20 protein-coding genes and 1 riboswitch are annotated in these 20,951 nt (G+C 65.1%); of the genes, 16 read left to right on the plus strand and 4 right to left on the minus strand.

The window, feature by feature from the left end; translation table 11 throughout:
* Positions 1-308 precede the first annotated feature (308 nt).
* The 5 genes from ACZY1F_RS14830 (at position 309) to ACZY1F_RS14850 (ending at position 6,611) form a co-directional block, all read left to right on the plus strand.
* Positions 309-4,109 (plus strand): multifunctional oxoglutarate decarboxylase/oxoglutarate dehydrogenase thiamine pyrophosphate-binding subunit/dihydrolipoyllysine-residue succinyltransferase subunit, encoded by a 3,801-nt coding sequence (locus tag ACZY1F_RS14830; protein WP_463942564.1) that lies wholly within the window; start codon positions 309-311, stop codon positions 4,107-4,109.
* A gap of 121 nt (positions 4,110-4,230) precedes the next feature.
* Complete coding sequence (locus ACZY1F_RS14835) at positions 4,231-4,830, plus strand: GDSL-type esterase/lipase family protein (protein WP_354153589.1); 600 nt, start codon at positions 4,231-4,233, stop codon at positions 4,828-4,830.
* A 99-nt stretch (positions 4,831-4,929) separates the two neighbouring features.
* The gene (locus tag ACZY1F_RS14840; RefSeq protein ID WP_463942566.1) at positions 4,930-5,772 is read left to right on the plus strand and encodes a DUF4097 family beta strand repeat-containing protein; all 843 of its coding nucleotides are present in this window, start codon (positions 4,930-4,932) and stop codon (positions 5,770-5,772) included.
* A complete protein-coding gene (locus tag ACZY1F_RS14845) occupies positions 5,772-6,383 on the plus strand; it encodes a PadR family transcriptional regulator (protein WP_463942568.1) in 612 nt (203 codons plus the stop codon). The genes ACZY1F_RS14840 and ACZY1F_RS14845 overlap by 1 nt, the downstream gene beginning before the upstream one ends.
* Positions 6,384-6,536: 153 nt before the next feature.
* Positions 6,537-6,611: a 50S ribosomal protein bL37 gene (locus ACZY1F_RS14850; protein WP_104061284.1), complete on the plus strand. Its 75-nt coding sequence runs from the start codon at positions 6,537-6,539 to the stop codon at positions 6,609-6,611.
* Between the two features lie 183 nt (positions 6,612-6,794).
* On the opposite strand, the gene rsrA is transcribed toward ACZY1F_RS14850, so the two are convergent.
* A complete protein-coding gene (gene rsrA / locus ACZY1F_RS14855) occupies positions 6,795-7,055 on the minus strand; it encodes a mycothiol system anti-sigma-R factor (protein ID WP_185260958.1) in 261 nt (86 codons plus the stop codon).
* Positions 7,052-7,876: a sigma-70 family RNA polymerase sigma factor gene (locus ACZY1F_RS14860; protein WP_463942570.1), complete on the minus strand. Its 825-nt coding sequence runs from the start codon at positions 7,874-7,876 to the stop codon at positions 7,052-7,054. Before ACZY1F_RS14860 ends, rsrA begins: the two co-directional genes overlap by 4 nt.
* 316 nt (positions 7,877-8,192) lie before the next feature.
* Here ACZY1F_RS14860 and ACZY1F_RS14865 point away from each other — a divergent pair, with 316 nt between their 5' ends.
* The 11 genes from ACZY1F_RS14865 to ACZY1F_RS14915 all read left to right on the plus strand — a co-directional run bounded on the left by ACZY1F_RS14865 (position 8,193) and on the right by ACZY1F_RS14915 (position 16,889).
* Positions 8,193-8,729: a DoxX family protein gene (locus ACZY1F_RS14865; RefSeq protein WP_463942571.1), complete on the plus strand. Its 537-nt coding sequence runs from the start codon at positions 8,193-8,195 to the stop codon at positions 8,727-8,729.
* 6 nt (positions 8,730-8,735) lie between these two features.
* Positions 8,736-10,136 carry a 3-phosphoshikimate 1-carboxyvinyltransferase gene (gene aroA / locus ACZY1F_RS14870; protein WP_463942573.1) on the plus strand — a complete coding sequence of 467 codons (1,401 nt, stop codon included), beginning with the start codon at positions 8,736-8,738 and terminating at the stop codon, positions 10,134-10,136.
* Positions 10,120-11,235 (plus strand): ribosome small subunit-dependent GTPase A, encoded by a 1,116-nt coding sequence (gene rsgA / locus ACZY1F_RS14875; RefSeq protein ID WP_463942575.1) that lies wholly within the window; start codon positions 10,120-10,122, stop codon positions 11,233-11,235. The genes aroA and rsgA overlap by 17 nt, the downstream gene beginning before the upstream one ends.
* A gap of 54 nt (positions 11,236-11,289) precedes the next feature.
* On the plus strand, positions 11,290-12,102 hold the full coding sequence (gene hisN / locus ACZY1F_RS14880) for a histidinol-phosphatase (RefSeq protein ID WP_463942577.1): 813 nt from the start codon (positions 11,290-11,292) through the stop codon (positions 12,100-12,102).
* 156 nt (positions 12,103-12,258) lie between these two features.
* A riboswitch (SAM riboswitch) is annotated at positions 12,259-12,372 on the plus strand.
* A 35-nt stretch (positions 12,373-12,407) separates the two neighbouring features.
* Positions 12,408-13,832, plus strand: coding sequence for an aminotransferase class V-fold PLP-dependent enzyme (locus ACZY1F_RS14885; RefSeq protein ID WP_463942579.1), 1,425 nt, complete (start codon positions 12,408-12,410; stop codon positions 13,830-13,832).
* Positions 13,833-13,937: 105 nt separating this feature from the next.
* Positions 13,938-14,696, plus strand: a complete 759-nt coding sequence (locus ACZY1F_RS14890; RefSeq protein WP_463942581.1) for a class I SAM-dependent methyltransferase — start codon at positions 13,938-13,940, stop codon at positions 14,694-14,696.
* 31 nt (positions 14,697-14,727) lie between these two features.
* Positions 14,728-15,441 (plus strand): metal-dependent transcriptional regulator, encoded by a 714-nt coding sequence (locus tag ACZY1F_RS14895; protein WP_463942582.1) that lies wholly within the window; start codon positions 14,728-14,730, stop codon positions 15,439-15,441.
* On the plus strand, positions 15,442-15,861 hold the full coding sequence (locus ACZY1F_RS14900) for a fluoride efflux transporter FluC (protein WP_463942583.1): 420 nt from the start codon (positions 15,442-15,444) through the stop codon (positions 15,859-15,861). It begins immediately after the preceding gene.
* A complete protein-coding gene (locus tag ACZY1F_RS14905; RefSeq protein ID WP_463942585.1) occupies positions 15,858-16,256 on the plus strand; it encodes a fluoride efflux transporter FluC in 399 nt (132 codons plus the stop codon). Before ACZY1F_RS14900 ends, ACZY1F_RS14905 begins: the two co-directional genes overlap by 4 nt.
* Before the next feature lie 42 nt (positions 16,257-16,298).
* Positions 16,299-16,667 carry a hypothetical protein gene (locus tag ACZY1F_RS14910; protein ID WP_463942587.1) on the plus strand — a complete coding sequence of 123 codons (369 nt, stop codon included), beginning with the start codon at positions 16,299-16,301 and terminating at the stop codon, positions 16,665-16,667.
* 84 nt (positions 16,668-16,751) lie between these two features.
* Positions 16,752-16,889: a hypothetical protein gene (locus ACZY1F_RS14915; RefSeq protein WP_185260969.1), complete on the plus strand. Its 138-nt coding sequence runs from the start codon at positions 16,752-16,754 to the stop codon at positions 16,887-16,889.
* Between the two features lie 4 nt (positions 16,890-16,893).
* Here the strand turns inward: ACZY1F_RS14915 and ACZY1F_RS14920 are convergent, their stop codons facing one another.
* A complete protein-coding gene (locus ACZY1F_RS14920) occupies positions 16,894-17,874 on the minus strand; it encodes a S1C family serine protease (protein WP_463942589.1) in 981 nt (326 codons plus the stop codon).
* Between the two features lie 660 nt (positions 17,875-18,534).
* Positions 18,535-20,280, minus strand: a complete 1,746-nt coding sequence (locus tag ACZY1F_RS14925; RefSeq protein WP_463942591.1) for a polysaccharide deacetylase family protein — start codon at positions 20,278-20,280, stop codon at positions 18,535-18,537.
* Positions 20,281-20,951: the final 671 nt, after the last annotated feature.

A 20,951-nucleotide genomic window follows, 5' to 3' on the forward strand; every position in this document is an offset into this window, starting at 1 on the left:
CTGACAGCCCCCAGGCCGGCACCTAGATTTACTGTCCATAAGAATTTCAGTCTACAGGAGCAGATTGCGCCTTTCGGATGGCCGTACGGAGCTTTCGGCGCACCCGCGCCATAACAGCTTCCCGACGCCACAATCCGTGATCTCCACGTCATTGCCATGATTTGGGTCACCGTTATTGGCAGTTAACACAGAATGCTCATTAGACTGGCAACGGTCCGGGTTCAGGACGCAGAGACTGGTTCGAATGTTGTGCTGCGGCACCGTGGCGGCCAGAGAGAAATCAAACTCATGGAAGAGGCGTATTTCAAGTGCCAGAGCAGCCTAGCCACCGTCTACCAGAGGAATTTGGCGGAAACGAGTGGCTCGTTGACGAACTGTACGAGCAGTATCAGAAAGACAAGAACACGGTGGATACCAAATGGTGGCCCCTTTTCGAGTCCTTCGATTCAGGCAGCGGTTCTTCTTCCAACGGAAGCACGGCGGTAGCCGTGGCCCACCCAGCAACCCGAGAAATGCCGGCTGTACCGCCGGCCCCTCCGGCTTCTGCAACTGCTGCACCGGCAACGTCGCCGGCCGCACAGCCCGCAGCGCCGGCCACCGCCCCCGCGGCGGCAAAGAAAGCTCCCGCTACGGTCGCCCGCGATGGCGCGAAGAAGACCGAGCCCGGAAGCGGGGCCCAGCCGATTCCGGCCCAGCTTCCCAAGAACGTCAAGACACCCACGGCCCCGGAAGAGGACGTGGTATCCGTTCTTCGCGGCCCGGCCAAGGCCATCGCCACCAACATGGTCACCAGCCTTGAGGTCCCCACGGCAACCAGCGTCCGGGCTATTCCGGCCAAGCTGCTGATCGATAACCGCGTGGTCATCAACTCCAACCTCGCCCGTGCACGCGGCGGCAAGGTCTCCTTCACGCACCTCATTGGCTACGCCGTGATCCGGGCACTGGCCCAGTTCCCTTCGATGAACGTCTACTACGACGAAATCGACGGCAAGCCCAGCGCTGTCCAGCCGGCCCACGTCAACTTCGGCATCGCCATTGACATGCCCAAGCCGGACGGCACCCGCCTGCTCATGGTGCCCAACATCAAGAAGGCGGAGACCCTCAACTTCTCCGAGTTCTGGCACACCTATGAAGACCTCATCAAGCGTGCCCGCGCCGGCAAGCTGACCGCTGATGACCACTCCGGCACCACAGTGTCCCTGACCAACCCCGGCGGCATCGGCACCGTTCACTCTGTGCCGCGACTGTCCAAGGGACAGGCTGCCATCATCGGCGTCGGCGCGCTGGACTACCCGGCCGAGTTCCAGGGTTCCAGCGAAAAGATCATTGCGCAGAACGCCATCAGCAAGGTCCTCACGCTGACGTCCACGTATGACCACCGCGTCATCCAGGGAGCCGGCAGCGGCGAATTCCTGAAGCTTGTGCACCAGCTGCTGCTCGGTGCCCAGAACTTCTACGACGAAATCTTCGAGTCCCTCCGGATCCCGTACGAGCCCGTGCGCTGGAGCCCGGACCTGCAGGTGGATCCTGCCGACGAGATCAACAAGGTCGCCCGGATCCAGCAGCTGATCCACTCGTACCGTGTGCGCGGCCACCTGATGGCGGACACCGATCCCCTGGAATACGTCCAGCGCAAGCACCCGGACCTGGACGTCCTCACCTATGGGCTGACCCTGTGGGACCTGGACCGGGAGTGGCCCACCGGCGGGTTCGGCGGCAAGCCGATGCTCAAGTTCCGCGACATCCTCGGGGTCCTCCGTGACGCCTACTGCCGCACCACCGGCATCGAGTACATGCACATCCAGGAGCCGGAGGAACGCAAGTGGTTCCAGGACCAGCTGGAGCACCCGTACTCGAAGCCGAGCCGCGAAGAGCAGTTGCGCATCGTGTCCCGGCTCAACGCGGCCGAAGCGTTTGAAACCTTCCTGCAGACGAAGTTCGTCGGCCAGAAGCGCTTCTCCCTGGAAGGTGGCGAATCCTTGATTCCGCTGCTGGACGCCATCATTTCCGATGCCGCTGACGACGGACTGGACGAGGTTGCGATCGGCATGGCCCACCGCGGCCGCCTGAACGTCCTCACCAACATTGCCGGCAAGACCTATGCCCAGGTGTTCCGCGAATTCGAAGGCACTCAGGATCCCCGCTCCGTGCAGGGTTCCGGCGACGTGAAGTACCACCTCGGTACCGAAGGCACGTTCACCTCGGAAAGCGGCAACGAGACCAAGGTCTACCTCGCCGCCAACCCGTCCCACCTCGAGGCCGTCGACTCCGTGCTCGAAGGCATCGTCCGGGCCAAGCAGGACCGCCTGGACCAGGGCGAGGCCTTCCCGGTCCTGCCCCTGATGGTCCACGGCGACGCTGCATTTGCCGGCCAGGGCGTGGTTGCCGAAACGCTGAACCTGTCCCAGCTTCGCGGCTACCGGACCGGCGGCACCATCCATGTGGTGGTCAACAACCAGGTGGGCTTCACCACGGCTCCGTCTTCGTCGCGGTCATCCACGTACTCCACGGACGTCGCCAAGATGATCCAGGCACCGGTGTTCCACGTGAACGGTGACGATCCCGAGGCAGTGGTGCGCATCGCGCAGCTCGCCTACGCGTTCCGCCAGCGGTTCCACAAGGACGTTGTGATCGACATGGTCTGCTACCGCCGCCGTGGCCACAACGAGGGTGACGACCCCTCGATGACCCAGCCCATGATGTACAACCTGATCGAAGCCAAGCGCTCGGTCCGCAAGCTGTACACCGAGGCCCTCATCGGCCGTGGCGACATCACCGAGGAAGAAGCCGAGCAGTTGCTCCGCGACTACCAGGAACGGCTGGAACGGGTCTTCGCCGAAACGCACGCGGCCCAGACCTCGCCCATTCCGATCATCACCGCGGACTCCGCCGCCGTCTCCGACATTGAGCGTCCCATCGCCCAGCAGGCTGACTTCGGCACCAACGCCCCGGCCTCCACTGCCATTTCGCCGGAAACCCTGGCGCACATCGGCAAGGCCCACGTCCAGATCCCCGAGGGCTTCACCGTCCACGCCAAGCTCAAGCAACTCCTTGAGAAGCGCGAGCAGATGTCCCGCGAAGGCGGCATCGACTGGGGCTTTGGCGAGATCGCGGCCTTCGGTTCGCTGATCATGGAAGGCGTTCCCGTCCGGCTTGCCGGCCAGGACTCGCGCCGCGGCACGTTTGTGCAGCGCCACGCAGTGTTCCACGACCGCGCCAACGGCGGCGAGTGGCTGCCCCTGGGCCACCTCTCGGATGACCAGGCCAAGCTGTGGATCTACGACTCCCTGCTGTCCGAATACGCGGCAATGGGCTTCGAATACGGCTACTCGGTGGAACGCCCGGATGCCCTGGTGCTGTGGGAAGCGCAGTTCGGTGACTTCGTCAACGGCGCGCAGACCATCATCGATGAGTTCATCTCCTCGGCGGAGCAGAAGTGGGGCCAGCGCTCCTCCCTGGTCCTGATGCTGCCGCACGGCTACGAAGGCCAGGGCCCGGACCACTCCTCGGCACGCATCGAACGCTTCCTGCTGATGTGCGCCGAAGAGAACATGATCGTCGCCAACCCCACCACGGCGGCCTCGCATTTCCACCTGCTGCGCCGCCAGGCGTACAGCAGGCCGCGCAAGCCGCTCATCATCTTCACGCCGAAGCAGCTGCTGCGCCTCAAGGCGGCCGCGTCGTCCGTCGAGGACTTCACCACGGGTGCCTTCCGCCCCGTCATCGGCGACCACGAGCAGTTGGCGGCAGACGCCGTCGAACGCGTACTGCTGGTCTCTGGCCGCCTGTACTACGATCTCCTGTCCACCCGACAGAAGACCGATGACAAGACCACCGCGATTGTCCGCGTGGAGCAGCTCTACCCGCTGCCGCACGAAGAAATCGCCGCGGAACTGGCCAAGTACCCGAACGCGGAGGTTATCTGGGCACAGGACGAGCCCGCAAACCAGGGACCGTGGCCGTTTATGGGCCTGAACCTCCCGGAGGCGCTGGACCGGCGCGTCCGCCTGGTGTCGCGTCCCGCATCGGCCTCCACTGCGGCCGGCTCCATGAAGCGACACGCAGCTGAGCAGGATTCACTGCTGAAGCAGGCATTTGCGCGGAAGTAATACCAGTGGCTGCCCGGCCGGACGTCGAAATACCAGACTCCGGCCGGGCAGTTCTGTTTAATGAAGATGGATAATAGCCACGCCGGTTGGCCCCAATCGGCACGGACGTTAAGAGGGACTTGTGGAAGACAGGAAGCTGCGGATCGCAGCTGTTGGAGATGAACTGCTGGCCGGTCTGGGCGATCCCAGGGCCCTCGGCTGGCTGGGCCGCGTGTTGGCCCGCACTCCGCAGGACGGCATGGTCATGGAAGCGTATGCCCTCCCCTGTCCCCAGGAAGGAACGGAAGGGCTGGCGGCCCGCTGGCAGGAGGAGGCCGGGCGGCGGTTCGGCGACCACCACGAGAACCGCCTGGTGATCGGCCTCTCGGGCCGGGACATCGAGTTCGGCCTTTCCACCGCCCGGAGCCGCCTGAACCTGGCCAACATCCTGGATACGGCCACGCAGAACCGGATCGAAGTGTTTGTGGTGGGACCGCCGCCCACGCTGGACCCGGTCCAGAACCGCCGGCTCGCCGATCTCAACACCGCTTTCGCTGACGTCACCACCAGGCGCAAGCACCTCTACGTGGACACGTTCTCCCCGCTGCTGAACCACGAACAGTGGCGCCAGGACCTCGCGGCCAATACCGGCACACCCGGACAGGCGGGCTACGGCCTGATGGCCTGGCTGGTCCTCCACCGCGGCTGGTTCCAATGGCTGGGCATGGACGCCCCCGAATAGGTTTTCTCAATTTCCTAATCGCGATATATCTTGACTCGTTCTGTTGGCCCGCTGTATCTTGGGATATCAGTCACGATATATCGCGATTTTGGAGGATTCATGACAGAGGACAGCTGGACCGTCACAGGTCCGCGAACCATCGACGTTGACCACGTCAGGTCGCTGAAGCTGGGCATGGTCCGCGGCAGGTTCGACGTCGTGACGCACTCAGAGGCCGTTGTTCGCGTGGAGATCAACGAGGTGCAGGGAGATCCTGTGTCGGTGACGCTGACGGACGGCAGGCTTGAGGTCCGCCATCAGCTGCACGGCCCCCAGGGCTGGTTCAAGAACCTGATGGGCACGGTCAACCACAACAGCAACAACTCAGCAGTTATCAGCATTGCCCTGCCCGCCGGCGTCGAGGTGGAGGCCGGCACGGTCAGCGGCGATGGCCTAGTCGCCGGAATCAGCGGGCACACCCGGCTCAATACCGTCTCGGGTTCTGTGATGGCGGACGGAACGTCCGGGGAACTTCACGTCAACACTGTCAGCGGCGAGGTCATCGCGCGAAACCACGACGGCGTCCTGACCGCCAAGAGCGTCTCCGGCGAGGTCACCGCGTCTGGCCGGTTCAGCAATATCAGGGCTCACACGGTCAGCGGCGACATGAGTTTTGACCTGCTCGGCTTCACCCACGATTTCGGTGCCAATTCAGTCTCCGGCGACCTCACCATCAGACTGCCGCACGACGTCGGGGTGGATATCGTGGCGAAGTCTGCCAGCGGCGTTGTGGTGATTGATGACCAGCAGTACTCCCAGCCCGGCGGCAAGGTGGAAACCATTGCCGGACCGGACGGCAAACTAATGCTGGTCCGGACTAACTCAGTGTCCGGGAAGACGTCCATCTTCCATGGCCAGCCAGCCCGCAGCGACGACGCAAGAAGCCCGGAAGCGGGGCACTGATGCCCCCGGTGTTCGCCCACGGGGCGCTCCGGCTGTACCTGCTCGCACTGCTGGAGTCGGGGCCCAAACACGGTTATGAACTGATCAAAGCCCTCAGCGAACGCTTCGGCGGCACCTACTCCCCCAGCGCAGGAACCATCTATCCGCGACTGGGGAAGCTGGAGGAAGAAGGGCTCGTGGACACCGAGTCAGTTGGCCGCCGCACCAACTACCGCATCACTGCTGCGGGGCTTGCCGAACTCAACAAACGCCGGGAGGAACTCGCCGGCGTCGAAAACGACATTTCCGCTTCCGTCCGCCGCCTGGCGGACAACCTGCGGTCGGATATCCGCGCCAACATGCGCGGGTTGCGGGCAGACCTGGCGGCTACAGCGGAGGCGGCCCGTTCCACGGCGCGGGCCGCCGATTTCAGGAGAGTCGGCCGCCAGTCGTCGGAGGGGATCCGGGAGCTAAAGGAAGCGGAGATGCTGCTGCAGGCGTTCCGGGACGACCTTCGCGTGGAACTGCGGCTGCAGGCCACCCGGCAGCCGCTCAGCGCCGTCACGCTGGAAACTGTCAGGACCGTGCTGGACCAGGCGCGCATCTCCATCCGTAACTCACTGCCCGGCTGAAGCGCCGGGCTAAGCCGCCCCGCTGTGCCGCTGAACTGCGCCGCCGGACCGTGTTGCCCCCGGTCACAGCCCGTTTCGGTTTCGCGGCGTGTCCCATGGTGTGGGAGACTTGAGGGCAGCTCTTTTGAGTACCAACATTTAAGGAGGCCAGCTATGAGCAAGCGTGCACGTAAACGTCGTGACCGTAAGCGTGGCGGCGCGAACCACGGGAAGCGCCCCAACGCCTAAGCTAAAGCTTGGAAAACGGTTTAAGCGAAGGACCCCGGAAGCCACACGGCTTCCGGGGTCCTTCGTCTTTGCCCTGTTCTTTTTGCCCCTGCAGTACTGCTGGTGGCCATAGTACTGCTGGCGGGCATCACCGCAGCCAAGCGGCCATGCAGTCATGTGCCGGGCAGGCGGGTGGCGCTAGTGTCAGGCGTCCACCGGGCGGATGGAGTGGATCCTGTCCAGGATGGCGTTCTTCAGGTTTTCCGGAGCGGCCTCGGTGCACGAGCGCTTCACCATGGTGCGGATCACGCATTCCAGGTCGTACTGCTCGGTGCACTCAGGGCACTCATCAAGGTGGGTCTTGATTTCCGTGATGTCCTCGCGGGTCAATGCCCCGTCGAGGTATTCGTAGATGCGTTGCATCCTGGCGTCATCGCAGTCGCCTAATCCTTGGCAGTCGCTCATTTCCTGTTCTCCTGTTTTGTGCTCGCGGCCGTGTCCTGTGATTCGACGGCGCCTTTGAATCCTCGTTCAGCGGCATAGTCCGCCAGCATGTCCCGCAACATTTTCCGGCCGCGGTGAAGCCGGGACATCACTGTCCCGATCGGCGTGTTCATGATGTCCGAAATTTCCTTGTACGCGAAGCCCTCGACGTCGGCGAAGTACACCGCCAGCCGGAATTCCTCGGGAATCGCCTGGAGCGCCCGCTTGACGTCGGAGTCCGGCAGGTGGTCCAGCGCCTCAGCCTCGGCTGATCGCAGGCCCCGGGAGGTGTGCGACTCAGCCCTGGCAAGCTGCCAGTCCTCAATGGTGTCCGAGTTCGACTGCAGCGGTTCGCGCTGCCGCTTGCGGTAAAGGTTGATGTACGTGTTGGTCAGGATCCGGTACAGCCAGGCCTTGAGATTGGTACCGGGCTTGTACTGGTGGAACGCTGAGAACGCCTTGGTGTAGGCCTCCTGGACCAGGTCTTCAGCATCCGCGGGGTTCCTGGCCATCCGCATGGCGGCCGAGTAGAGCTGATCCACGTACTGCATGGCATCACGCTCAAAACGGACCCTGCGTTCCTCCGCTGACTCGGTGGCCACATCCACGGGTTGCTCAGCGGGCGCACGCTCAGCGGCCACAGGCTCGTCGGACACGGCCTCGACGGCCGCAGGGACGCCCGCTTCAGGCTGCGCGTCGCTTCCTGCCGGCGTTTCGCTGCTGGCATTGGCTTCGCTGCTTGTTTTGGCTTCTCGTTCGGATGCCTCATACATGGCCTCGAGGGCCGGATCCAGGGTGCTCATCGCGTTCAAGTCTACTGTGACGGCCTTGGCACGTGGCGTTCCGTACTCCGGAGGATCGGATTCCAGAGTCTGCAGTGCTACGGGCCCGGCGGGTTCCGTCCCGTCCTTCAGTAACCTCAAGGGCAACTCCAGTCTGTCTCAGGCCAGGGTGTTCCAGGCAAATACCTGCCCGGCAATCCGTGGTGCGTCAATTCGTCCGGTGTTCAGCGGACCCGCAATCCATAACCGCTGGCGGCAGGCAAATATTCCTCAAAAGTGCAAGACTAGAACGGACTCCGCCGCATTCGGTGCGGTTCGTCCAGCCAGGAGGAAATTCATGTCCTTTGTCCGTAATCTCGCCCGCCCCATGCTGGCTTCCAGTTTCGTCGTCGCCGGACTGGACAAGCTGAAGAACGCCGATGACACCGCCACCCAGCTCTCGCCGCTCCTGCAGAAGGCTGCCGCATCGCTGCCGTTCCAGGCCGACGAGAAGATGCTGGCACGGGTGATCGGCGGAACGCAGGTGGGTGCCGGCGTACTGTTCGGCCTGGGTAAGTTCAGCCGCCTCTCGGCATCATTGCTGACCGTCATCTCCCTCCTTAATACCTTTGTGGAGTGGCGCAGCGCGGACATCAGCACCAAAGAAGGCCGCCAGGCCCGCCGGAACCAGCTGCTCAAGAACATGTCCCTCAGTGGCGGCGCCCTGCTTGCCTCCGTGGACACCGCCGGCAAGCCGGGCCTGGCCTGGCGTGCCGAGCACCTGGCCGCGGACGCCCGGAAGACTGCTGCCGGTGCCCGGAAGACCACCGGCCAAAAGCTCCACAAGGCGGACAAGGCCGTGCGCCGCGCCGTGGATCACGCAACGGGGGCGTAAGGACGGATGACCGGTTCCACCCCGCCCGCAGCCACGGATCAGTACGTCTCCAGCCACACCGTTCCCCACTGGCCGGCACCTTTCGCCAGCAGGCCTATCAACGCCACCGTCACGGTCCCTGGTTCCAAGTCCCTGACCAACAGGTTCCTGGTCCTGGCTGCGCTGGCTGACGGACCGTCCCGTCTCCGCGCACCCTTGCATTCCCGGGACTCCGCCCTGATGATCGACGCCCTGCGCCAGCTGGGAGCCACCATCACGGAGGTGCCCGGCGACGGCGCCTTCGGGCCGGACCTTGAGGTCACGCCGCTGAGCCAGGAGGCGCCGTCATCGACTACGCACATTGATTGCGGCCTCGCCGGCACAGTGATGCGTTTTGTTCCGCCGCTCGCGGCGCTGCGCAACGGCGTGAGTGTGTTCGACGGCGACCCCCACGCCCGGAATCGCCCCATGGGCACCATCATCGAGGCCCTGAAAGCCCTCGGGGTGGCCCTTACCGCGTCCGACGGCGGGACCCCCTCGTCACTGCCGTTCACCGTTGAAGGCACCGGGGAAGTCCGGGGCGGCCACCTGGTGATCGATGCCAGCGCGTCATCCCAGTTTGTCTCCGCCCTCCTGCTGGTCGGGGCCAGGTTTACTGACGGACTCCACCTGGAGCACGTGGGCAAGCCGGTGCCCAGCCTGGACCACATCAACATGACGGTTGCCGTACTTCGCGGCGTCGGCGTGACCGTGGACAATTCCGTGCCAAACCACTGGGTGGTGGCCCCGGGCCCCATCCGTGCTTTTGACCAGCGCATCGAGCAGGACCTCTCCAACGCCGGTCCGTTCCTGGCCGCCGCCCTTGCCTCGGGCGGAACGGTGAGGATCCCGGACTGGCCCACCGGCACCACCCAGGTGGGAGATCTCTGGCGCAGCATCCTGGCGGACATGGGCGCAGACGTCAGTTTGGCTGACGGCGTCCTGACCGTCACCGGCGGACCAGAGATCAAGGGTGCGGATTTTGCCGAAACCAGCGAGCTCGCCCCCACAGTGGCGGCCCTCTGCGCCCTGGCCAGTGGACCTTCACGACTGACCGGCATCGCGCACCTTCGCGGCCACGAAACGGACCGGCTAGCCGCGCTCGTCACCGAAATCAACCGCCTCGGCGGCAACGCGGAAGAGACCAGCGACGGCTTGGTGATCCGCCCGGCCAAGCTGCACGCCGGCGTCGTCCACAGTTACGCGGACCACCGGATGGCCACTGCCGGCGCAATCCTCGGCCTCGCCGTTCCGGGCATCGAGGTCCAGGACATCGCCACCACGGCCAAGACCATGCCGGAATTCCCGCAGATGTGGGCGGACATGCTCGCCCAGGGCGCGGCCACCGGCGACGCCACGGAAGGTTCCACTGGTGGCCCGCAGCACTGATTCCTGGGACGAGTCCGACGTCCGGATCCGGCCCAGCAAAAAGGGCTCCCGGCCGCGCACGAAGGACCGCCCCAGCCACGATGACGCCGTCACGGGCCGCATCATCACCGTGGACCGCGGCCGGTACACCGCCGTCGTCGGTGAGGACTCGGGCGAGGAGCGGATCATCATCGCAGCGAGGGCCCGCGAACTGCGCCGCTCCCCCGTGGTGGCCGGCGACTTCGTCTCCCTTGTAGGCGATGTGTCCGGGGAGCCCGACACCCTGGCCCGGCTGGTCCGGATCCAGGACCGCAGGACCCTGCTGCGCCGCAGCGCCGATGACACTGATCCGATCGAACGTGCGGTGGTGGCCAACGCCGATCAGCTGGTGGTGGTAGTGGCCGCCGCAAACCCGGAGCCACGCACCGGCTTCATTGACCGCGCCCTGGTGGCCGCGTACGACGCCGGCATCGAGCCGCTGCTGCTCGTCACCAAGGCGGATGTCAAGGATCCCGCAGAACTGCTGTCCAACTATGAGCACCTCGACTTCCCGGTGATCATCAGCCGCACGTCGGACTCCGAGGCCTCAGGTATTGATGCCCGCTCCGATGACGGCCTCTCTGCCCGCCTGGACGGTGATGCGGTTTCGCAGCTCCGCGCGCACCTCGAGGGCAAGGTCTCGGTCATGTTGGGGCATTCCGGAGTGGGCAAGTCCACCATGGTCAATGCGCTCACCGGGGCCGAACGGGCTACAGGTGGGGTGAACGCGGTGACCGGCCGCGGCCGCCACACCTCGTCGTCGGCCCTTGCCCTGAAGCTGACCGGGGCTCCCGCCGGGAGCTGGATCATCGACACCCCTGGCATCCGCTCGTTCGGGCTGGCGCACGTGGACCCGGACCGGATCCTGCGGTCCTTCCCGGACCTGGAGCCGGGCACGGATGCGTGCGAGCGTGGCTGCAAGCACAACACGGCGGCCGTCAACTGTGGAGTGGACGCCTGGGTGGCGGACGGTAAAGCGGGCCCCACCGGCCCGGCCCGGCTCGCGTCACTGCGCCGGCTACTCGGCACGGATCCCCGCCTGGTGGGCCAGGAAACCAAGGAACTGGGCAGCATAGGCTAGCGGCCTAAAGCCGACGTCCCCAACCCCACGGCCCTGAGACGGTAGTTTGTAACCATGATCCAACCCGCTTCGAGCTACAACGATGACCTGCGCCTTGCCCATGTGCTGGCCGATTCCGTGGACGACCAGACCATGAGCCGCTTCAAGGCACTGGACCTCCGCATCGAGACCAAGCCGGACCTGACACCGGTCACGGACGCGGACAAGGCAGCGGAGGAAGCCATCCGGGGCCAGCTCTCCCGTTCGCGTCCCCGCGACGCCGTGCTGGGCGAGGAATTCGGCAGCTCCGGCCACGGCTCCCGCCGCTGGATCATTGATCCCATCGACGGCACAAAGAACTTCATCCGCGGTGTCCCGGTCTGGGCCACCCTGATCGCCCTCGTGGACGAAGGCGAACCCGTGGTGGGAGTTGTCAGCGCCCCCGCGCTGGGCAAGCGCTGGTGGGCCGCCAAGGGTTCCGGCGCCTACATGGGCAAGTCGCTCGCCGCCGCAACGCGGCTCCGGGTCTCGGACGTCTCCCAACTTTCGGACGCCTCCCTGTCTTATTCCAGCCTGGGCGGCTGGAAGGAACGCGGCAACCTGGATGAGTTCCTGGGACTGACCGAAGACGTGTGGCGCACACGCGCCTACGGTGATTTCTGGTCGTACTGCATGGTGGCCGAAGGTTCCGTGGACATCGCCTGCGAGCCGGAGCTGAACCTCTACGACATGGCTGCCCTGGTGCCCATCGTGGTGGAAGCCGGCGGCCGCTTCACCTCTCTGGAGGGTCAGGACGGTCCGTTCGGCGGCAACGCGCTGGCCACGAACTCCATCCTGCACTCAGAGGTCCTCAAACGGCTGAACCCGGATCTGGACGACCTCCTTTAGGTCAATTTTCGAATTATCGACGGCGGACGCCTCCTGATAGGGGCGTCCGCCGTCGTATCTTCGACAAATATTCCATACCTCAAACGCACGTAACAAAGCCCTTAACATTGGGCCGGGCTTCCTTCTCCCCCCGGCGCATGTTCTACGCTCTTAACAGGTCACGAGTGCCAGCGCTAAACCCCGGTTTGCTGGCCGGCAACCCTCCATTCGCGGTGGGGTGCCCCGGGTGACGACCAGGCCGGTCCGGAACGGACACGGCAAGCGCGGATTCCCGGTACCGGGAGTCCTTTTCGAGTGAGGTCTCCGTGACAACTGCCACCGTCTCCCCCAGCAGTGTTTCTCCCAACAACGCCGCTGCGCTGTTCAAGGATGCCGCCGCCGTAGCCGGGCGCCCCCTTTCCGCGGTCACCGGCGCGGAAATCCAGGCACCGTTGATCCAGGGCGGCCACGTCCGCTACGCAAACCTGGACTACGGTGCGTCCGCTCCTGCCCTCTCTGTGGTGTCCGCCTACCTCAACGAGATCCTGCCCTTCTACGCCAGCGTCCACCGCGGCGCCGGCTTTGCATCGCAGATCAGCACCTCCGTCTATGAGAACGCCCGGAATATCGTGCGCGACTTTGTGGGCGGCCGCCCGGACGACTCCGTCATCTTCACCCGCAACACCACCGACTCGCTCAACCTGCTGGCGGGCTGCCTGCCGGCGACGGACGGACGGCCCAACGGCGATGTCCTTTACCTGGACATCGAGCACCACGCCAACCTCCTGCCGTGGCAGGGCGTCCCGCACCGCAGCGTCGTCGCAGCGGACACCATCGTGGGGACCCTCGAGGTCCTCCGTGCCGAACTTGAGCAGGGCAACGTGAGCCTCCTCGCGGTCACGGGTGCCTCCAACGTCACCGGCGAGATCCTCCCGGTCAAGGCCCTGGCCGCACTCGCCCATCAGTACGGAGCACGGATCGTGGTGGATGCCGCTCAGTTGGCACCGCACCGGCGCATCAATATCAGCGCCGACGACGTCGACTACCTCGCCTTCTCCGGCCACAAGCTCTACGCGCCGTTCGGCTCCGGGGTACTGGTGGGCCGCACCGACTGGCTCGACGCAGGTACTCCCCACCTGGCCGGCGGCGGCGCCGTCCGCGAGGCCAGGCTCGACGGCGTCAGCTGGGCCACCGGTCCGGCCCGGCACGAGGGCGGCTCCCCCAACGTCCTGGGCGCGGCCACCCTGGCCCGAGCCACCCAGGTCATCGCATCCCTGGACCACGACCGCTGGCACACCCACGAAGCGGCCATCAGGTCATTCCTGGTGGACGGGCTGGGGAAGATCGACGGCGTCACTGTGCACCAGATCTTCTCGGATACGGACGCTGAAACCGGCACCATCGGCGTGGTGAACTTCTCCGTGGCAGGGTACGACGCCGGACTCGTGGCCGCCTACCTGTCGGCCGAGCACGGCGTTGGCCTCCGGGACGGCCGCTTCTGCGCGCACCCACTCCTCAAGCGCCTCGGCCTTCCCTCAGGTTCGCTGCGGGCAAGCTTCGGCGTAGGATCCCGGCTGGAGGATGCCCAGCGGCTCCTCGCCGGACTGGAGCAACTTCGCCGGACCGGCCTGGGCTGGGATTACGTGGTGGACGCGGGCCGATGGGTTCCGGCCAACGACACCCGCACCTACCCACACTGGGCGCCCAACACGCCCGGCACTGCCGGTGCAGCTCCGTGCCTTGACGACTGACCGACCCTTTCGTCCCTGCTTCCTGACCTGACTGCTGCCCACCGGGTGGCGGCCCATGCGGTAAATTCGGAGGATACCGATGGGCACAGTTGAAGGAGGCCGCACGTGGCACGGGGTGGCCCCAGGCTTGAGCACGGACGCCGCCTGGAACTCGGACAGAGTTTCCAGGACGGCGGCGAACATTATCAGCGTGTACGTCCTGGCTACCCGGCCGAAACAGCGGACTGGCTGATCCCGGCGGGTGCCACGGACGCCGTGGACGTGGGCGCCGGGACCGGCAAGTTCACGGCCCTGCTGCTGGAACGCGGCCTGGGGGTTTCCGCCGTGGACCCGTCCCCGGACATGCTTGCCCAGCTGCGGGCACACTACCAGGGGGTGGACGCGACCCAGGGGACCGCGGAGGCCACCGGCCTCGCTGACTCCTCGTTCGACGTCGTGAGCGTTGCGCAGGCCTGGCATTGGTGCGATCCGCTGCCCGCGAGTACCGAACTGGCGCGGATCCTGCGCCCCGGCGGAACGCTGGGGCTGATCTGGAACCAGCTGGACACGTCCGTTCCGTGGGTGCACCGGTTGTCCCGCATCATGCACGCGGGCGACGTCTACAAGCCCGGGTTCCGCCCGGTGGTGGGACCGGAGTTTGACGGCCTCGAGAGCCATGTGACGCGGTGGGAGGACAGCCTCAGCACGGCGGAGATCATGGAACTGACGAAGTCCCGCAGCTACTACCTGCGCGCCGGCGAAGACACCCGCAGCAAGGTCCTGGCCAATCTGGACTGGTATCTGCACGAACATCTGGGGCACGGTGTGGAAGAGGACATCAGCCTGCCGTACCTGACGCTGACGTGGCGGGGCACGAAGGCGTAACGGGCGCGGACCACCGGGTAGGCTTGGAGGCGTGAAGACCAGCGCGCCCTCCTCCTCGATCGAGGACTACGTCAAGGTCATCTACGGCTTCACGGAGTGGCAGGACAAACCAATTACGTCCTCCCAGCTCGCGCAGCGCCTGGGGGTGGCCAATTCCTCGGTCTCGGAGATGGTCCGCAAGCTCAAGGACCAGGGCCTGGTGGACCACAAGCCCTACAGCGCCATCACCCTCACGGACTCCGGTGTCCGGCTGGCACTGTCCATGGTGCGGCGGCACCGCCTTATTGAGACTTACCTCGTGCAGGAGTTCGGCTACAGCTGGGACGAAGTCCATGACGAAGCCGAACTGCTGGAGCATGCGGTGTCGGACACGTTTATCGAGCGCATGGCGGCGAAACTCGGCAACCCGCAACGCGACCCGCACGGCGACCCGATCCCGGCCGCGGACGGCACGGTGCTGCTGCCAGCGGCCCATCTACTCGGCGAACTCGATCCCGGGCACACCGGCCGGATCATCCGCATCAGCGACGAGAACCCGGATCTGCTCCGGTATCTTTCCGCCGAGGAAATCGATCTCGACGCCGAGGTGGAGGTCGTGGGCCGCAAGCCGTTCGGCGGCGCGCTGGTGGTGCGGATCAGCAACGCCGGCAGGAAGCGGGATTACGATCTCGCGGATGAAGTCACCGCTGCGCTCTGGGTCCACAGCGACCACCCCCACACCGGCTGCACCCTCAGCGACAGCTGAATGACGAACCCCCGCGTGCCGCGCTGGCGTGCCTGGCTGGCTGTTGCGGCGGGCGGCCTGGCCGGAACAGAACTCCGGTACGGGCTGGGACTCGCGTTTCCGGAAACCGCGGGGGCACTGCCTTGGACCACCCTGGGAATCAACGTGGCGGGCAGCTTTGTGCTGGCCGCCCTCACTACGGTGTGGATGGCCCGTCCAGAGACGGCATTCTGGCTCCGCGCCGGCCTCGGGCCAGGACTCCTGGGCTCGTTCACCACGTTCTCAGCGGTGGTTTTCTCGATTGACCAGCTGGCCCGGGCCGGCGAACATCCGGTGTGGATGGCTTACCTGGGGCTGTCCGTGTTCTTGGGCTTGGGCGCCGCGGCCGGCGGCTGGCGGGCCGGGCGGCTGCTCACCGATCGGTTGGGGGCTGCGGCATGATGGGCGCGGTCCTCGTGGGAGTGTTCGGTATGGCAGGCGCACTGCTGCGCTTCGCTGTCGACAGCTGGTTCGCACGCCATTCGGGGCTGCGCGGCGCCGTCGGCCGCGGTAGCACTCCGCGGCACTGGCCGTGGGCCACGCTGACAGTCAACGTCACGGGGTGCCTGATCATTGGACTGTCCATCGGCATCACGGGGCGGCTCGGCCTTGCACCTGAGTGGCAGGCCGCCGTCGCCACCGGCCTTGCGGGCGGCCTCACCACATTTAGCTCCTGGACCACTGCTACGGTGCGGCTCCTGAGTGAGTCGCGCTTCGGTGCCGCCGCCGTGAACGTCGGCGCCAACCTGGCCGCCGGTTTCGCCGCAGCGGCTGTGGGCATCGCACTGGCGTCGTAGGAAGCACTTCGGGTTTGGCCCGGTCCCGTATCGTTGACTCTGATGATTAGCAGACGCGACGCGGCAATTGCCCTTGATGTACCGATGGAAATGGCCCAGCGCCATGGCATCCCGAAACGACTGACTGAGGCGGAGCTGGGCGACATCCTGGACAACCCCCCGGCATGGCTCATCCAGTCGCGGGCCAACAGGACCGGCAAGCGTCCGGTCTGGGTGCACCTGGAATGCGCCGTCTGCGGCTATGAGGAAGCGGCCCGGCCCAAGAAATGGTGGCCGGAATTCACGTATGTGGTGTGCGAGCACCATTCCCCGGCTGAGGTCCCCCCGCTTCGGGCGGGCCTCATCAGGAGCGAGTTCGACGGCGTCGGGACCCGTTTTGTGGGCATTGCGGACGTTGCAGTTCCGGACTGATCCGGGGCATTACATTCGGGGCTGAACAGGCGTATTTTACGAAGTGGGACGCAGCCCGTCCCCCGACGTTGTAAGGAGCACGCCATGCCGGATAAGTCCCCACATCAGCAGCTGCACAAGAAACCAGTTAAAACCATCAAGGAAAAACGCGCGGAGAAGAAAGCCAAGAGCCCGATTGAAGGCCCGCAGGACCCGGTAGCGCACCTGAAGAAGCGCCGGTAGCGGTTTAGCCGGTCCCACCCATCTCTTCGGGCACTGCCACAATGTCCACTTCCTGGCCGTCCCTCAGCACCCGAATGGGCAGCGGCTGGCCAATCGCGTCGGCGAACAGCAGCTTCTGCAGGCTCTCGGCGTTGCTGACTGGGCGGCTTCCGGCTGTCACAATGACGTCACCTGCCCGAAGTCCCCCGCGATCTGCAGGCGAACCGGCCAGGACCTCCACCACGCGCAGCCCGTCCCGTTGTCCCGTCCTGATCACCGCGCTGGCGTTAAGCCGGAAGGGTGTGCTGACAACGCCGAGATAAGCGCGCCTGACGCGGCCGTCCTTCAGCAGCGCCGAGATGATGCGCCGCGTGGTGGTGTTGATGGGCACGGCCAGGCCCAGCCCAGCGCCGGCCACTGCGGTGTTGATTCCCACGATGCGTCCGTGCGTATCGGCCAGGGCCCCGCCGGAACTGCCTGCATTGAGTGCCGCGTCGGTCTGGATGACGTCCTCGATCACGCGCCGGTTGCCGCTGGACCACACCGGAATGGCGCGGCCCAGGCCGCTGACCACGCCTGCCGTGACGGATCCGGCCAGGCCCAGGGGATTTCCCACCGCGATGACCAGCTGGCCCACCCGCAGCGTTTCGGCATCGCCGAACTGCGCCGGGGCCACCTTCGGAGCCCGGCCGTGGACCACCGCGAGGTCAGACAAAGGATCCGCCCCCACCAGTTCAAGATCGGTCCTGCTGCCGTCGGCAAAGGCCGCGTGGCCTCGGTGTGTGCCGGCCACGACGTGTGAATTGGTCAGCAGGTAACCGTCTTCCGTGAAGAGCACCGCCGAGCCGGCGCCCACGCGGAAACGGCCGTTGCGTCGGTTGCCGGTCATTTCAATGGCCGCAACATGCGGGGTGACTGTCTCAGCCACGCGCATGACGGTCTGCGAATACGAGTCCAGCGGACCGTCGTCGGCCGCTGCAGAACTGGGTTCCCGCGCCTGGTCCATGGCGCACCTCCTGGCTGGCGTTGCTGCCTCCGGCTTCCAGATCTTGTGCTGCGCCGGATCCTATTGGGGACAACCAATGTAGGGCGGCCCGTAGTCCCGGAACGGCTACGCCGTCGGTGAACAGGATGCCTCTGGCTCCATCTGGCGTTGATTGACCTGTCTTTGGACTATGTCTTCGACGGCAGCGGCGAAGCGGCGGTGCCGTTGACGTCCATGCCGGAGTCGGCATCAAGACCGCCGCCACCATACCTGACCATCGGGGACGCCGGCACTGCGTCGTCATCCACGCGCTCTCTGAAACGGGACAATCTGCGCGGCAATGGCACCGCAAACCGCTTGACGGAAGGCATACGGACACCGTCACCCGGGGTAGCTGTGTCGATGCGCCTGCACTGCATCCGGATGAGGAGCGTGCTCGGGCCCGCCGTGAAGATCGGCGTCAGGACCCGCTTCACCGGCTCGTCCAGCGGCTCCTACTTCAGGCTTACACCGAGTCAGAACTCCTCGGCCAGTCCCAGAACCCTGAACCCGATCACGGAGGCCGGGAACGTAGGGGCCGGCACACAGAGTGAGCGGCCCCCGGGAAGGAAAACCCGGGAGCCGCTCACTTGTGCCTAAGGCCAAAACGCCCTACATATCAGGGTATGCCAAGTTATGTCCTCACTTGTAGGTGACGACTGCGCCGCCTCCAAGGGTCCAGTTGATGCGGCCGCCCTGGTAGTCCTGGGCCACACCGCTTCCGGAGGCATACTCGTTACTGAGTGGATATCCGAGACGTCCCCTCTCGTAGCCCGTTGCCGCCCACGCCTGGCGGATTGCGCCGACAGTGTAGTGAGCGCCGGTAGCCGGGGACCACATCATGGTTCCGCGCTGATAATTCTGGTACACGCCGCCGTTGACGAGTCCACCGACTTCATTCGAGGTCGGGTAACCAAGGATTCCGCCCTCAAAGCCCGTGGCCGCCCACGCCTGCCGGATTGCACCAACGGTGTAGTGAGCGCCAGTAGCCGGGGACCACATCATGGTTCCCCGCTGAAAGTTCTGGTACACGCCGCCGTTGACGAGTCCACCGACTTCATTCGAGGTCGGGTAACCAAGGGTTCCACCCTCAAAGCCCGTAGCCGCCCACGCCTGCCGGATGGCACCGGTAGTGTAGTGAGCGCCAGAGGCCGGGGACCACATCATGGTTCCCCGCTGATACAGCTGGTAAGCGCCGCCGTTGACGAGTCCACCGACTTCATTAGAGATCGGGTAACCAAGGCTTCCGCCCTCAAAGCCCGTAGCCGCCCACGCTTCACGGATGGCACCAACCGTATAGTGTGCGCCAGAGGCCGGGGACCACATCATGGTTCCCCGCTGATAATTCTGGTACACGCCGCCGTTGACCAGTCCACCGACTTCATTCGAGGTCGGATATCCAAGGATTCCGCCCTCGTAGCCCGTAGCCGCCCACGCCTGACGGATGGCCCCGATAGTATAGTGAGCGCCCGTCGCCGGGGACCACATGATGGTCCCGGCTACGTAGTTCCGGAAGCAGCCGCCGCTGATGAGCCCGCAGACTACGGCGCCGGACGGAGCTCCCAGCATCGGGTTGGCTGTCGCCACCGCATTGATGGCGGCCGTGCCGTCAGTCGGCGTCGGCGGCGGCGGGGGCGGCGGGGTCGTCCCGGTCAGCGCCTCGACGCCCTGCCGGACGGTGACCAGGGCCAGTCCGCTGTTCTTCACTGCCGCCATGTGGGCGTCGAGCGTAGCCGTTGGGGTGTTGTAGATATCTCCGCCGATGCTCGCTCCCACCTCGTGGTAGACCAGTACCAGCCAGGTGCCGTTGGTCTTTGCGGTGTCAATCCAACCCTGCACTGTGGTGTTGGGGGTGGTGGAAACGACGTTTTGGACAAGGATGTTATACGGATCGAAGCCGACCTTGGCGTTGTACCCCTCGTCGGTGTTGCGCTGGGTGGAATAGTAGTTTTTCACCGCCGCCGTGGTGGTCGCGTTGGACGCCCCGTAGGGGGAGGCGAAATCGACCGCGGCCGAGGAACCAAACATCTGCTGCAGCGTGGCCTTGCTCTGCGACAGCTCGGTAGTTACCTGGGCAGGGGTGGTTGTGGGCGCGGTCAGGTCCACGTGGGTGACGGTGTGGGCCGCGATTTGGTCACCGCGGTTGGCGAATGCCTTGATCTGGTCCTGCGTCATGTAGGTCGGGACGGCGTCGACCGATCCCGAGATGATGTACATCGTGGCCGGAATCCCGTACTTGTTCAGGATGGGCAGTGCATTGTCGGACTGGCTGGCCCACCCGTCGTCAAAGGTCACGCTGATCATGCCACCGGGCGCTGCGTGGGCGGCGGGGATGGCCCAAAAAGAAGCGCTGCCGAACACCAGGGCAACCGCGATCGGAGCCGTCAACCATCTCCGTGGTCGCAGTTGTCTCTTCCCTGGTCTTTCTCCAACCGACGGGGGCAGCAAGGAGCGCTCACGGTCAGACCACTGCCGTAGCCTGCCCCCCAGCACCAGAATTCGATTCATAATTTCCATCGTCCCCTCGCTTCTGCTCCGTGTTACCCGGTGCTGGCGGAAGAACCGACTTGGCCCTGCAGGTAACCCTCTCCTGCGGCTGGGCAGGTTCGGCGGTCCGCACTCGCACAATGCAGTCACCTTAATCTGCGTCCGACCAATGCTGCGAGAGTAGCCACTACCTGTCTTGGCGTTGGGTCGCTACTTGCAACTATTTCCAGGAACGATCGATCTAGGAAAGAGTACGTGGAAACTTGGGAGCCCGACTCAGTTTGAGCAGACATGGCCGCTTGAAATGACTGGCCGTACTCGATGACAGGGGCCCAGGCATCGAGCGACTTTCCAGCGTCTTACCGGCGCCGACAACCCGGGCAAAGAAAAACACCCCGGTCCGAAGACCGGGGTGTTTCTTGTTGATGTCGGCTCATCCAGCAAGGATGTCCCGAATCATTCAAAATGTGGAGATGGGGGTGTCTAGTTTCACGACATAGTTCACAGGTGAGTCGGGACATCGTTCACAGTTGACACTTCACCGGTGAGTCGGGACATCGTTCACACTTTGG

The sequence above is a fragment of the Pseudarthrobacter xylosi genome, from assembly GCF_055412765.1.

Bases quoted from the DNA above. Each gene is read 5' to 3' on its own strand.
- ACZY1F_RS14845 (WP_463942568.1), top strand. From the start codon at position 5,772: ATGCCCCCGGTGTTCGCCCACGGGGCGCTCCGGCTGTACCTGCTCGCA.
- ACZY1F_RS14860 (WP_463942570.1), bottom strand. From the start codon at position 7,876: ATGAGCACCCTGGATCCGGCCCTCGAGGCCATGTATGAGGCATCCGAA.
- ACZY1F_RS14840 (WP_463942566.1), top strand. From the start codon at position 4,930: ATGACAGAGGACAGCTGGACCGTCACAGGTCCGCGAACCATCGACGTT.
- rsrA (WP_185260958.1), bottom strand. From the start codon at position 7,055: ATGAGCGACTGCCAAGGATTAGGCGACTGCGATGACGCCAGGATGCAA.
- ACZY1F_RS14910 (WP_463942587.1), top strand. From the start codon at position 16,299: ATGATTAGCAGACGCGACGCGGCAATTGCCCTTGATGTACCGATGGAA.
- ACZY1F_RS14900 (WP_463942583.1), top strand. From the start codon at position 15,442: ATGACGAACCCCCGCGTGCCGCGCTGGCGTGCCTGGCTGGCTGTTGCG.
- ACZY1F_RS14915 (WP_185260969.1), top strand. From the start codon at position 16,752: ATGCCGGATAAGTCCCCACATCAGCAGCTGCACAAGAAACCAGTTAAA.
- hisN (WP_463942577.1), top strand. From the start codon at position 11,290: ATGATCCAACCCGCTTCGAGCTACAACGATGACCTGCGCCTTGCCCAT.
- ACZY1F_RS14920 (WP_463942589.1), bottom strand. From the start codon at position 17,874: ATGGACCAGGCGCGGGAACCCAGTTCTGCAGCGGCCGACGACGGTCCG.
- ACZY1F_RS14865 (WP_463942571.1), top strand. From the start codon at position 8,193: ATGTCCTTTGTCCGTAATCTCGCCCGCCCCATGCTGGCTTCCAGTTTC.
- ACZY1F_RS14905 (WP_463942585.1), top strand. From the start codon at position 15,858: ATGATGGGCGCGGTCCTCGTGGGAGTGTTCGGTATGGCAGGCGCACTG.
- aroA (WP_463942573.1), top strand. From the start codon at position 8,736: ATGACCGGTTCCACCCCGCCCGCAGCCACGGATCAGTACGTCTCCAGC.